Origin of the sequence: Flavisolibacter ginsengisoli DSM 18119, assembly GCF_900129295.1 — a bacterium.
Taxonomy (GTDB): domain Bacteria; phylum Bacteroidota; class Bacteroidia; order Chitinophagales; family Chitinophagaceae; genus Flavisolibacter; species Flavisolibacter ginsengisoli.
Window position 1 is genome coordinate 47,486 of the sequence record NZ_FQUU01000011.1, and the last position, 12,509, is coordinate 59,994.

At 43.9% G+C, this 12,509-nt stretch carries 11 protein-coding genes and 1 tRNA gene; 6 read left to right on the forward strand and 6 right to left on the reverse strand.

Translation table 11 applies throughout. From position 1 onward, the window contains the following. The first annotated feature begins 386 nt into the window (after positions 1-386). Complete coding sequence (locus tag BUA53_RS13145; protein ID WP_072835849.1) at positions 387-1,601, forward strand: exo-beta-N-acetylmuramidase NamZ family protein; 1,215 nt, start codon at positions 387-389, stop codon at positions 1,599-1,601. A 228-nt stretch (positions 1,602-1,829) separates the two neighbouring features. On the opposite strand, the gene BUA53_RS13150 is transcribed toward BUA53_RS13145, so the two are convergent. The 3 genes from BUA53_RS13150 to BUA53_RS13160 form a co-directional block, all read right to left on the reverse strand. Beyond that, positions 1,830-2,753, reverse strand: a complete 924-nt coding sequence (locus BUA53_RS13150; protein WP_072835850.1) for a hypothetical protein — start codon at positions 2,751-2,753, stop codon at positions 1,830-1,832. A gap of 194 nt (positions 2,754-2,947) precedes the next feature. Then, positions 2,948-3,021 (reverse strand) — tRNA-Arg (locus BUA53_RS13155). A gap of 46 nt (positions 3,022-3,067) precedes the next feature. Continuing rightward, positions 3,068-3,571, reverse strand: coding sequence for a hypothetical protein (locus tag BUA53_RS13160; RefSeq protein ID WP_072835851.1), 504 nt, complete (start codon positions 3,569-3,571; stop codon positions 3,068-3,070). 58 nt (positions 3,572-3,629) lie between these two features. Here BUA53_RS13160 and hutH point away from each other — a divergent pair, with 58 nt between their 5' ends. Further along, complete coding sequence (gene hutH, locus BUA53_RS13165; RefSeq protein WP_072835852.1) at positions 3,630-5,189, forward strand: histidine ammonia-lyase; 1,560 nt, start codon at positions 3,630-3,632, stop codon at positions 5,187-5,189. A gap of 20 nt (positions 5,190-5,209) precedes the next feature. Here hutH and BUA53_RS13170 read toward each other — a convergent pair whose 3' ends face one another. After that, positions 5,210-6,721 carry a serine hydrolase gene (locus BUA53_RS13170; RefSeq protein ID WP_072835853.1) on the reverse strand — a complete coding sequence of 504 codons (1,512 nt, stop codon included), beginning with the start codon at positions 6,719-6,721 and terminating at the stop codon, positions 5,210-5,212. 172 nt (positions 6,722-6,893) lie between these two features. On the opposite strand from BUA53_RS13170, the gene BUA53_RS13175 reads away from it, so the two are divergent. Then, a complete protein-coding gene (locus tag BUA53_RS13175; protein ID WP_072835854.1) occupies positions 6,894-7,508 on the forward strand; it encodes a DUF4142 domain-containing protein in 615 nt (204 codons plus the stop codon). 51 nt (positions 7,509-7,559) lie between these two features. On the opposite strand, the gene BUA53_RS13180 is transcribed toward BUA53_RS13175, so the two are convergent. Both BUA53_RS13180 and BUA53_RS13185 read right to left on the reverse strand, forming a co-directional pair. After that, positions 7,560-9,116 carry an acyl-CoA mutase large subunit family protein gene (locus tag BUA53_RS13180; protein ID WP_072835855.1) on the reverse strand — a complete coding sequence of 519 codons (1,557 nt, stop codon included), beginning with the start codon at positions 9,114-9,116 and terminating at the stop codon, positions 7,560-7,562. Positions 9,117-9,173: 57 nt separating this feature from the next. Beyond that, positions 9,174-9,671, reverse strand: coding sequence for a DUF7935 family protein (locus tag BUA53_RS13185; protein ID WP_072835856.1), 498 nt, complete (start codon positions 9,669-9,671; stop codon positions 9,174-9,176). Between the two features lie 1,115 nt (positions 9,672-10,786). Here BUA53_RS13185 and BUA53_RS13190 point away from each other — a divergent pair. The 3 genes from BUA53_RS13190 to BUA53_RS13200 all read left to right on the forward strand — a co-directional run bounded on the left by BUA53_RS13190 (position 10,787) and on the right by BUA53_RS13200 (position 12,388). Then, positions 10,787-11,131, forward strand: a complete 345-nt coding sequence (locus BUA53_RS13190) for a HesB/IscA family protein (protein ID WP_072835857.1) — start codon at positions 10,787-10,789, stop codon at positions 11,129-11,131. Positions 11,132-11,263: 132 nt separating this feature from the next. Then, positions 11,264-11,500, forward strand: a complete 237-nt coding sequence (locus BUA53_RS13195; protein ID WP_072835858.1) for a hypothetical protein — start codon at positions 11,264-11,266, stop codon at positions 11,498-11,500. 285 nt (positions 11,501-11,785) lie between these two features. After that, positions 11,786-12,388, forward strand: coding sequence for a hypothetical protein (locus tag BUA53_RS13200; RefSeq protein WP_072835859.1), 603 nt, complete (start codon positions 11,786-11,788; stop codon positions 12,386-12,388). Positions 12,389-12,509 lie beyond the last annotated feature (121 nt).

Consider the following 12,509-nt stretch of genomic DNA (forward strand, 5'->3'; position numbering starts at 1 on the left):
AGCCATATAAAAAAATAACTTAAGTCATATTCAGTAAAATGGCTGCATAATTTGACCGGTAAATGCAATAGGGTTTCGCTGCGGCTAACCCTTTTACAGTGCATATCAGGGGTTGTAAATAAACAGGAAGTCGCTATAACCCTGTTATCCTTTGGGGGTTATGGGCTCTTTACAGGAAAAGAGCAGGCAGCAGTTGAACAACGAAATAGGCTGAAGAAGGTGAACTTCTCCTCTGCACCTGGAGGGCTACCACAAAGCTGAGCAATAATTGGTTATTTTAGAACATTTATTAACGACAGCAGTGCCGATCTGGCTAATTGGTAAGCAGTTCATGTTGTTGTATGTAATAACGTTTCTCAATAGCCTGTAATTTAAATACCCAAACCATGAAATTGATTGTATCCCTTTTTTTAATGGCAAGCGCCTTTCTTTTCCATACTGATCCTACATCTTCCATTCAAAATGAAACCAAGACCCGGATACAAACCGGTGCAGAACAAACAGGTAAATACCTGCCGTTCTTAAAAGGCAAAAGAGTAGCCATGCTAGCCAACCAGACCACCATTATTGGCAAAAAGCATTTGGTGGACAGTTTGCAAACACTCGGCATTAAAATCGTCAAGGTCTTTGGACCAGAGCATGGCTTCCGTGGAAATGCCAGTGCCGGTGCTTCGGTTGCCGATGAAACCGATGTGGCCACAGGCATACCCGTGATCTCATTGTATGGAAAGAAAAACAAACCAACCAAAGAAGACCTGTCGGATGTGGACATCGTCATCTATGACCTGCAGGACGTTGGCTGCCGGTTCTATACCAATATCAATGCATTGGCCCGTTTGATGGAAGCCTGTGCTGAAAACGGCAAGGAGCTGCTGATACTGGACAGGCCCAATCCCAATGGTTACCTGGTAGATGGACCGGTGCTGGATATGCAATTCAAATCGGGCATTGGCATGTTCCCCATTCCTATAGCACATGGACTGACGGTGGGTGAATTTGCCCAGATGGCCAATGGCGAAGGATGGCTGACCAATAAAGTACAATGCAAGCTGAGGATCATCAAGGTGGCTAACTACAACCACGATATGCCCTATGTACTACCGGTAAGCCCTTCACCTAACTTAAATACGCAGCAGGCCATTATGCTTTATCCTTCCACCTGTTTATTTGAAGGCACCTACCTCAATCACGGCCGCGGCACTTATTTTCCCTTTACCGTCATTGGCAGCCCGGAACTGAAAGGAAAATATGCTTTCAACTACATACCGAAAGGCATCAAGGGCATGGCTGAAACCCCACTCTTCATGAACCAGGTTTGCTATGGGCTTGACCTGCGCCAGTATGATGTGGATCAATTAAGAAAAAAGAAGCAGATCAACCTGCAGTGGATGATGGAACTGTACAGGGCTTCTCCCAACAAAGAGCAATTCTTTGATTCCAAACTAAGCAAGGAAATGGGAGTGATTGAACGATTGACCGGTTCTGCTTTGTTCAGGCAACAGATCATAGATGGTAAATCGGAAAAAGAAGTACGGGCCAGCTGGGAGCCTGGTTTAAGTCAATATAAGGCGATGCGGAAGAAGTATTTGCTGTATCCTTAAAAGTTCTCAGTGTTATATTATTTGAAATGAGGACTTCTAGAGGATTTACTAGCTGTTTACTGGCTACCAACTCCCTACTTTCTTCCCATATGCTCAACATTTCCAATTATATGTTCCTTATGAATCCTGTTTATTCGCTTCCAGTTCGCCTGCAACTGACTTGCTATGTTTAAAAATAATCTGTACACTTCTTTTTCCCTAGAAAATTGAGACAGGCGGGAGAGATTATTATTGCATTGTGATTTCCATCGTATTGACCATTTTAGCTATTCCGTCCTTCGCTATTCGTTTATATCTGGCTTTTGTGATCCAACCGCTTGATATCTCCATATCAAATTGATTATGGTCTTTTAAATTTACTTCGTCCGGAAGTTCATCCTTATCTAAGTCTTCCCCAGTTATATTTTTTGTTATTTCACTAATCTTATCTGATGTAATTAGGGCTGCCAATTTTTTATTGGTGATTTGATCATAACGTAGTTGTGCAAAGTCCTTTGATGAATTTAACTCCTTCAATTCAAGGATCACCACATTCGGGATGTCCTTACCATTAAAGGCATTTAGTGAAGCTGAAGCTTTATATACAGGTTTTTTATAAACCAATTCAGCACCATACGGAGTATGATAAAGTGTCATTGGCTTGAGGTAGGTATCTAAAATGCCACTTGCAGTATTTAGTAATGTTTTATACTGATCAACAAAAGCCTGGTTAAACGAATCATAATGTTCAATTACACTTAATGAGTCGAAAGCTTTTGACAAATGATGGTGTACCTCCTTAAAGTTTACCATATCCATCAAAAACCCTTTTTTATCTATTTTATACTTCAACCTTAAACCATTTCTGATTTGGGCTATCAGGTTGTTCATTTCAAGCTTATTGCTTTTAGAACTGACTGTTTTAAGATCTAATTGTATGATAAAGAAGCTGGCTGAGTCGTCCAGAACTTCCATCTTCATTTCATAGCTTGAGGTGGATTGTTTTGCAACAAAACCCATATTGTAAATCTTTGATTCTTCAACGACTTTGAAAGTTTTTTTCTCACCCTTCTTAAAGTTCGGAAAGAAGGTAGTAGAGGTATCTGTTGTAATATTTTGCGCGGGACCTTCAATAGATAGCAGTATTATAAGAAGAAGTGGAATTGTTTTCAAGGCAGTTTGTTTATGAGGTTGAGGTTACAAAATAGTTGTTTTCTCCGTGAAACGCCAATCAGTAAAACCTTAATCAGAAAAATCAAAGATCAGAATTGGAAATAATGACCTGGGGGGCAACGACGATGGAAAAAAATAAAACCGTTCAAAATTGATTCTGAACGGCTTTATAAAGATTTGAAATAAATACTCTGTGATCCGGATTGGATTCGAACCAATGACCTACTGCTTAGAAGGCAGTTGCTCTATCCAACTGAGCTACCGGACCTTTTAAAGAGCGGCAAATATAAGAGAATCCAAAATATTATGGAGGATTAATGCATTGAAAAGCTGTCTAAAAACAGGTCATGCTGCTCCACAGTGCTTTGATTGATGTTTTTCACATACAATACCGCAATGATCTGTCCATCGGTATAGCCCTTCACTTTCCAGTCCATCTCGTCTTCATCCTGCCAGTAATCTACCATTTTAATGCAAGAGGGCTCCTGCTCCAAAGGTTGACAGAGATCAATACCGGTATTATACAATGCATGGAAAGGTTTGTGGAGCCTAGTAAGATAGGAGTCCATGATATCCCTGGCTTCATCCAGCGGAAGCTTTGCACTGAGCCGCGCACACAATACACCATAGCTGATCTCTTTTTCCGTGTACTCACTAAAGTACAGTTCATCACTATCATCAGAACGGGTATAATCAAAAACAGCATCAGGGGAAAATAACACAGAACAATTGGTATCACCTATGCGGATCTTCTTTGGCTTTCTGGCAGACTTATACAGCACCAGCGATGCTGTGAGCAGGAATATCAGGTTTTCCATAGTGGAATAAATAGTGGCTTGTGGCTGTAAGATATAAGTTATTTTCGACCATCAAATTATGAAGCAGCCCTTTTTCTACGGAAAAGATAAACTGACAGTTCAAAAGGCCATATCGCTGGCTGAAGGCGGATTAGAAGGAAAATTAGACCCCGATGTCATAGGCAGGATCCAGCAAAGCCAGCAACATATCCAACACATGGCCGATACCAATAAAACGGTCTATGGTGTTACCACCGGCTTTGGCATACTGGCCAATACCAGGATCAATGATGCGGATACAGCCACACTGCAATACAAGATCTTGCAAAGCCATAGCGTGGGCGTGGGAGATCCGGTTCCCCTGGATATCGCCAAACTGATGCTGATCACCAAGGTGCATGCACTGGCCCAGGGCTACTCGGGCATCCAGCTAAGCACCCTGCAACGCATCCTGTGGCATATAGAACAAAATGTGATCCCTGTAGTGCCAGAAAAGGGTAGTGTAGGGGCTTCGGGCGACCTGGCGCCGCTGGCGCATTTGTTCTTGCCCCTGATTGGCCTGGGAGAAGTGTTCTATGAAGGAAAACGGTACAGGACACAGGAGATATTCAAACAGTTTTCGTTACAACCCATACAACTGGGTCCCAAGGAAGGTCTGGCGCTCATCAACGGCACACAGTTCATACTGGCCTTTGGCATTAAGGCCGTGCAAAGAATGCATAACTGCCTGGAAGCCGCCGATGTGATCGGGGCCATGAGCCTCGAGGCATTGACAGGCACCAAGGCCCCCTTTGATGAACGCCTGCATCAATTGCGTCCCTTCGAAGGGAATACCCTGGTGGCACAGCGCCTCAGGTTATTGCTGGCTGATTCAGAGATCATGCAAAGCCATATGGATTGCGGTAGGGTACAGGATCCCTATTCCCTGCGCTGCATGCCACAGGTGCACGGCGCCTCGCGCAATGCATGGAAACACCTGAAGGACCTGGTAGAAATTGAAGCAAATTCTGTTACCGACAACCCTATTGTATTTGGTGAGGATGATACCATCAGTGGTGGCAACTTCCATGGGCAGCCCTTAGCGCTTCCGTTGGACTATGCCTGTTTTGCATCGGCTGAAATTGGTAATATTTCAGACCGTCGCTGTTACCTGTTGCTGGAAGGTAAATGGGGATTGCCCATGCTGCTCATGAACAATGTGGGTTTGAACAGTGGCTTCATGATTCCGCAATACACCACTGCCGCCCTGGTCACGGAAAACAAAACACTTTGCTTTCCCAGCAGCGCTGACAGCATTCCCACTTCACTGGGACAGGAAGATCATGTAAGCATGGGAAGCATCAGCGGGCGCAAACTCAATCGCGTCATTGACAACCTTGAATTTATACTAGCAATAGAATTGATGAGCGCCTGCCAGGCCATTGAATTCCGCAGGCCTTTAAAAAGCAGCGCCTTACTGGAAGGGGCACACGATTTTGTACGGCAGTTTGCCGGCTTTGCCGAAGAGGACAGGATCTTTGCTGATGATATCAACAGCATCAAAAACATCATCAGTGATTTTTCCTTTGTCCGCAAGGTGAATGAGCTGGCCCAATCCCTGGGTATTAAATTGAATGAAGGATTTGAGGCCTACCAGTAAGACCTCAAATCCTTCTGCATTTATTTCTTGATGAACGTATAAGGATCATACTCCACGAATTCATTCTGCCGGGTGGTTACTGACTTTACTTTTTTACCTTCTATAGTAAACTTTATATTGAAAATGCCATACTCGATATTGTTGTATTGCATCAGCCATTCACCATTGTCCATATAATCCAGCGTAGCGGAAAGCTCAGGCTTGGCACTGAAGTTCATCTTCAACCGGTTGCCCACCTGGCTGATGGTAATGGGGCCATACAATTCATTGTTATAAACACCTGCATACGCTGTTAAGGGTAATTCAGGTTTATTGTTTTTTACCCTTGCCTTCCAGTCAGCGATCTCTTTGAGTTGTCCTGCCATTTCTGCCTGGAAGTTTTGCAGTTGCTGCTTACTCCTGTTTACATAGGGCACACCCAGGTAGGCATCCATGATCTGGTATCGAAGGAATTCAAAGAAGCTTTGGTTGTCATTATTGGTAAGGATGGCAATGCCCAATTTCTCTTCAGGAATAAAGCAAACATTGCTCACCATGCCACCTGCGCCACCGGTATGCCAGTAGACCTGCCTGCCATTGTAATCTGCTACAAACAATCCCAGGCCATAACCACGGAAATGTATAGGGTATATTCCAGATTTGCGGCTGCCGGTAATGATGTTCACATCTCTTGTTTTTTGAATGGCTGCCCATGGAATGACCTGTTCGCCATTATAGCGACCGCTGTCCAGCTGCATCATCAGCCAATGAGAAAGATCACTGACATTGCTAACAATGCTGGCAGCAGGAGCCAGGTTGTTCCAGTTATCATATGGTACTTTTTGCAGGGTACCCGTATAAGAAGTTGTGTAAGGCACTGCCACATTGGTCTGTTGGGCAATACCTGTAGATAAGACCAGTGACTCGCTCATATGCAGAGGCGTCATAATGGTGTCCTTTACAAATTCTTCCCATTGCTTTCCTGTCACCTTTGGGATCACCTGGCCTGCTGCAAGGAAATAACTGTTGCAATAGCCATAGTCCTGCCTGAAGATGCCTGTAGGCTTTAACAGGCGCATTTTATTCATGATCTGTTCCCTGCTGAGCTTAGTATTCCAGAACGTAAAATCGCCCTGGAAAGTTTTGGTACCCAACCTGTGCGTTAGCAGGTCACGTATCGTTACCAACTTATTTACTGTTGAGTCATACACCCTGTATTCGGGATAATATTTACTGATCTTGTCATTAAGGGATAATTTTCCCCTTGTTTCCAGCAATGCTAAAGCTGTTCCTGTGAATAGTTTGGTATTACTGGCGATCATAAACAGGGTATGCTCATCCACAGGCTTGTTTGTTTCCAGGCTGCGCACGCCATAACCTTTAGAAACTACAACGTGCCCATCCTTTACAATGACGATGGAAAGCCCGGGTATTTCCCAATCCTTTAAACCTGTATTGATATACTGGTCAAGGCTATCCTTGACAAAGGAAGGTGTTTGGGCTATACAAGACAGTGATAAACAAAGACTAAATAAACAGGCAAGTTTTCTCATACTTATCAATAGTTGAGAAACAAAGTAAAGGTTTTTTCACTGATGGAGGGAATGCCTTCAGAGGCAATCTGTTTAAGGAATGCATGAATTATCGTTGCTGTGAATTAATATTTTAGTGTATCCTTAATAGTGGCATAAAAATTTCTGCAAAACCAGTAACAAACATTCATGTATGAAAAAGAATTTCTTAGCCTTCTCAGCCATTCTGTTAGCTGCAACCCTCTGGTCTTGCGGCAACAACAAATCAACCAGCACGGAAACCACAGATTCAACATCCACCACAACCTCAACAACGGGGATGGATACTTCTAAAACCTCAACGGCAACCACAACACCAATGAATACGGCACCAATACCTAAAGAAGATAGCCTTTTTGTATTGGAAGCAGCCAAAGGTGGCATGATGGAAGTAGAAGCAGGTAACCTGGCTCAGCAAAATGCTGCCAGCCAGCGTGTAAAAGATTTTGGTGCCATGATGGTTCGTGATCATTCAGCGGCTAATAATGAACTAAAATCACTGGTTTCAGGAAGAGGTATCATGCTTCCGGATAGCTTGCCTGCAGATATGCGTAAACACATGGATGCCATGAAAAAAATGACAGGCAAGGCCTTCGATAACCATTATGTAAGCATGATGTTGAGCGATCACAAAAAGGACGTCAGCAAGTTTGAAAAAGAATCAAAAGATGCCAAAGATGCGGATATCAGGAATTGGGCTGGTAAGACATTACCAACGCTGAAAACACACCTTGATTCCATCCAGGCCATTTCAAAAGGAAAGATGTAACCAGTAAAGTTTTAATTATCTGTAAGCCTTTTATGCTTTTGCATAAAAGGCTTATTTATATTCACCAAACACGCCCCTCAACACATCGGCGATCTCACCAAGGGTGCAATAATTTTCCACTGCTTCTATTACAGAAGGCATCAGGTTCTCATTCGCAATGGCCCTTTGCCTGATCGTTTCCAGGCTGGCACTGGCCTTCGCGGCATCTCTCGTTGCCCTAAGTTTTTTGAGCTTTTCCACCTGGTGTTCCCTGATGCTGTCATCAATGCGAAAGCCTGGTATGGGCGTTTCCTGCTCCACCTGGAATTTGTTGACTCCCACGATGATCTTTTCATGGTTCTCAACCTGGCGCTGGTATTGGTAGGCACTGCGGGCTATCTCGTCCTGGATGAATCCCTGTTCAATAGCCGATACACTGCCACCCATAGCATCGATCTTCTCTATCAGTTGCCATGCTTTTTCCTCTACTTCTTTGGTCAGGGTCTCTATGTAATAAGAACCAGCAAGGGGATCAACGGTATCAGCCGCGCCGGTTTCAAAAGCCACGATCTGTTGGGTGCGCAAAGCGATGCGTGCCGCTTCTTCGGTGGGCAGGCTCAAGGCCTCGTCATAGCCATTTGTATGTAATGACTGGGTGCCGCCCAGGACAGCCGCCAGTGTTTGCATGGTTACCCTGGCAATATTATTCAAAGGCTGCTGCGCAGTGAGGGTGCTGCCACCAGTCTGGGTATGAAACCGCAGCATCATGGCCTTGGGATCTGTAGCGCCCAGGTCTTTCATAATGCGGGCCCACATGCGGCGGGCGGCACGGAACTTGGCTACTTCTTCAAATAAATTGTTGTGGGCATTGAAAAAGAAGGAGAGACGCTTGCCAAACACATTGATGTCAAGCCCTTTTTCCAAAGCCGCCTGCACATAGGCCTTGCCGTTACTTAAGGTAAAGGCTATTTCCTGAACAGCCGTACTCCCGGCTTCCCTGATATGATAACCTGAAATGGAGATCGTATTCCACTTAGGCAGCTCCGCGCTGCACCACTGGAAGATATCCGTGATGATGCGCATGGAAGGCTTGGGGGGATAGATATAGGTACCCCGGGCGGCATATTCTTTTAGAATATCATTCTGAATGGTGCCGGTAAGTTTCTTCAGGTCAGCACCCTGTCTTTTGGCCAAAGCCACATAAAAAGACAAGAGAATAAAAGCAGTGGAATTGATGGTCATGGAGGTGGAAACATCCTCCAGCCTTATACCCTTAAACAGTGCTTCAATATCATCAATAGAGTCAATGGCCACACCGACTTTTCCCACCTCACCTTCAGACAGCGAATGGTCACTGTCATAACCTATCTGAGTGGGCAGGTCAAAGGCCACGCTCAGTCCCATGACACCCTGGGATAATAAATAATGGTAGCGTTTGTTGCTTTCTTCTGCGGTAGAGAAACCAGCATACTGACGCATGGTCCATAGCTTGCCCCTGTACATGTCAGGCTGCACACCACGGGTGAAAGGAAATTCACCCGGCGCTTCAAGCTTTATATCCCCTGTATTTTCTTTGGAGTACAGGGTTCTTATTTCTATACCGGAGTCGGTGAATACAGGTTTACTCATGATCTTAAAGCTTTAGATAAACAGTTTACCACATTACCATCTTCTAGCTAAGAGAATCTACTTCATGATCTTCTTTGCTTCGCTGTTAAGCGTATCTGCTACATAGGTATGCAGGGCAGCTTTTTCTTCATGCATCAATCCTTCGATGATCCTCTTATTCAGGTCTGCCGCTGTGGACTCCGGTGCCAGTGTTTTGGAAATGGTATTGATCATGAGCATATTCTGATCGCGAAGATTCCTTACTGCTTCCCACGATTGCTGGCTTACATAGATCTGCTGCGAGGCATTGTATTCATATTCCTGTTTGATGGATTCGAGCAGGAAAACCTGCATTTCTTTAGCGGTAAGACCGGGTTGATATAAACGGCTGATCAGGTTGGGCAATGCGATCCTTTCGCATAAAATAACCAGCCTTTCATAGGCCTGCAACTGTAAGGGCCGGGTGCTGAAGCTATCCGGGGTGCTGTTGTCCTTATCCTTCAACTGGAAAAAAACGAACAGGGAAAGAATGAGGGCGATGATAGAAACAACTAAACTGACTACGGTAACTCCCATTAGATTTTATTATGGGGGCAAATTTAATAGGAAACTGGGATGATTGAAGGGATTGTTTGAGGGGGGAAGGGAGAGGTTGAAGGAGAAGTTGAAAAGTTGACAGGTTGAAAAGTTGACGGTGGGGTTGAAAAGTTGACAGTGGGGTTGAAAAGTTGACAGGGTTAACAAGTTGATAAGGATCCTCATACGCTAACGCTTCGGCGGACGAGGGAGAGAGAACTGCAGAACAATAGAACAAGGAATATCGAAGGGAGAAAGGGAGAGAAGTTTCGAAGGAAAATCAATAAATAAAAGTCATTGCGAGGAACGAAGCAATCTGTTTGGCAGATGTGTGAAGGCAGAGACGATTCATCTTATTAGTTGGACTTAATACACATTGCGTAATAAGTAACGCGAAGGACGCAGCGTTTTCCGCAAAGTTTCGCAGAGAAAGGGGCAAAACAGTTGATGCCAAATCAAACAACATCAAACAAACGAAACGCAAAAACACTTCAATCTTTCAGACTGTTCCAGCACCTCATTGCGGGTATTCGATTACTGAAACCATTTTAGGCCGAAGCCTTTCGTCCGCAATTCAGTGCCTTCAGTATCTGCACATAGCACGTAATACTGATTTGAGACTTTAACTACATGTAGTGAGGTAAACAATCTCAAGGAAAGTCTGTATTCGTAATAACTGTAGCCCTCTGTAGTAAGGGCAATAGTGCGCTGGCCTGGCAAAACCCGCGGAGCGATGGTGTTTGCCTGCCCTTTTCTTTGGTTACTTTCTTTTGGGCATCAAAAGAAAGTGACTCGCCGAAGGCAAACAAAAATAATAAGTAGTAAACCACCTAAGGCAATCATTCCATAAAACACAATTCTTAATAGCAAAGGCCTGAACTTTTATCCACAACACTCTAGCCACTCCATCCACAATCCAAAGATTCCTTGTGCCTCGGAATGATCCTTTCATTCGTCGGGACAAGCCTAGAGGGTGAACCTTTGCAACCATTACGTAAACTTTTAAAACCCATTAAAAATAAACTGCGTCGTTCCTATTAAACAGGATTGTTAACCTTCTGTCAGCTAACAGTCAAACAAGCAAACAAGACCTCCGGATTAAATAACTTTGCATCATGGAAACGAAAACACTATCACCGGTAAAATTTACAGAAGGCGCTATAAGCGAGATCAATCGTTTACAAAACGAGCCTGGGTTTGATACCACCCAGTACCTGCGTGTAGGCGTTAAGGGCGGTGGTTGTTCCGGTATGTCTTACCTCTTAGGGTTTGATGCTCAAAAACCCAACGATCATATCTATGAATCTGACGGTTTCCAATTCATAATTGACAGGGCCCATGAAATGTATTTAGTGGATATGGAGATCGACTACCAGGCCGGGTTGAACAGCCGTGGCTTTACCTTTAAAAACCCCAATGCTTCCAGCACCTGCGGATGCGGAAGTAGTTTTGCGGTATAAAAGAACTAAGATTGGCAGGATTGGAGAGGATTATTGAGGAGTTGGGAAGCGTACTTTATCTCTTGCATGCTTTAAACTTTACCAGATTTTAATTTCTGGGCTCTTTATATTTTCAAGTAAGCAGCGACGTGAATGTTCCTTTATCCCGAAAGAACCAGGAGGGGAAGGATTGGAGAGGAGTGGGGAAGATTACTCTATCTCTGGGCTGAGGCTGTTACATTTTTCCTTTTACAATTTTTTATTGATACTCCATTTTCATCACCTGGAGATCCAGGGATTATTTCCTCAAGTAAATCCCTTTGTATTCAAAATAGCTTAACCCTGTCTGCTGCCTGGTTACTCCCAGGTTTCTCCCTGGCTGCAGTATAGCTGCCGCCTATCAACTATATAGCTCCGGTATAGATACTGCGTGGTGATCACGCAGTATCTATACCGTTGGTAGGGCTTTGATAGTAAGTTACCTGCCCTAAGGCTACCATTTGCTTGCTATATTCTCTTCCTCCCGACTCCATACTCAATACTCCCGACTCAATGCCCTTCCGGACAAAAGCGGACAAAACCGGTCAAATCGGCCAAAAGCAGCCAAATCGGCCATGGCGGCTTGGTGTTACTAAGTATTTTAGCAATCTTTACAGTCAATAAAACCAATATCATATGGCAAAGCAAGTGGGTCATGTAAAACTAACAGGTACAGTATGTGGAGATATTAATTGTTATAAGGATGTGGACTGGGGTTTTTTGGTAAGAATGCTTCCGGGAGTGGATTCTAAGCGCTTCTGGAAGGACCCTGCCTTTGAAGGCAGCAGGAGAAGCGCTGAAAGGTTTGCAATCGGTAATATTATGTCATCTATTATCTACCGGTTTGTACCATTAAAAAGAAGATACCCAAGGCTGTTTACCCAGGTAAGAAGAATAGCCATTGCTTTTTTAAAGCAGGGAAGTGAAAAAAGGGATGTGTTTTCAGCCTTGTTTACCTTTCTTACAGAGCAAAAGCGTATTTCCCTTACCCGGGAGCAATTTGATTTACTCCTGTCTTCCTTTGAAGAGGAACTAAAAGCAAGGATACAAGAACAAAAGCCAGAAAAGGAAAAGAAGATGAAAAACAAGATGCATATTAAGGTAGAAGCTCCTTTGAGTGAAGAGGATATAGAATACTTTAAGCTTTATATGGATGATATAGAGTGGACCATAAAGTTTGAAGGGGACTTTCCGGAGGATTACAGGATCCCATTGTTTATGCTTAAGCATGCTGTTTAAGCAAGTTTCTGGTTTCTTGTTTTTTGTTTTTTGTTCGTTAGGTGGAAGTGCATTTCTATTGCAGTCAGTATTTAGGCTGGAGAAAGGATTGCAATTGCAATGATTCCAGCACCTATTCTTT

Excerpts from the sequence above, each read along its gene's own strand:
- BUA53_RS13145 (WP_072835849.1), top strand. The coding sequence starts at position 387 with ATGAAATTGATTGTATCCCTTTTTTTAATGGCAAGCGCCTTTCTTTTC.
- BUA53_RS13160 (WP_072835851.1), bottom strand. The coding sequence starts at position 3,571 with ATGGAAAACCTGATATTCCTGCTCACAGCATCGCTGGTGCTGTATAAG.
- hutH (WP_072835852.1), top strand. The coding sequence starts at position 3,630 with ATGAAGCAGCCCTTTTTCTACGGAAAAGATAAACTGACAGTTCAAAAG.
- BUA53_RS13170 (WP_072835853.1), bottom strand. The coding sequence starts at position 6,721 with ATGAGAAAACTTGCCTGTTTATTTAGTCTTTGTTTATCACTGTCTTGT.
- BUA53_RS13175 (WP_072835854.1), top strand. The coding sequence starts at position 6,894 with ATGAAAAAGAATTTCTTAGCCTTCTCAGCCATTCTGTTAGCTGCAACC.
- BUA53_RS13180 (WP_072835855.1), bottom strand. The coding sequence starts at position 9,116 with ATGAGTAAACCTGTATTCACCGACTCCGGTATAGAAATAAGAACCCTG.
- BUA53_RS13185 (WP_072835856.1), bottom strand. The coding sequence starts at position 9,671 with ATGGGAGTTACCGTAGTCAGTTTAGTTGTTTCTATCATCGCCCTCATT.
- BUA53_RS13190 (WP_072835857.1), top strand. The coding sequence starts at position 10,787 with ATGGAAACGAAAACACTATCACCGGTAAAATTTACAGAAGGCGCTATA.
- BUA53_RS13195 (WP_072835858.1), top strand. The coding sequence starts at position 11,264 with ATGTTCCTTTATCCCGAAAGAACCAGGAGGGGAAGGATTGGAGAGGAG.
- BUA53_RS13200 (WP_072835859.1), top strand. The coding sequence starts at position 11,786 with ATGGCAAAGCAAGTGGGTCATGTAAAACTAACAGGTACAGTATGTGGA.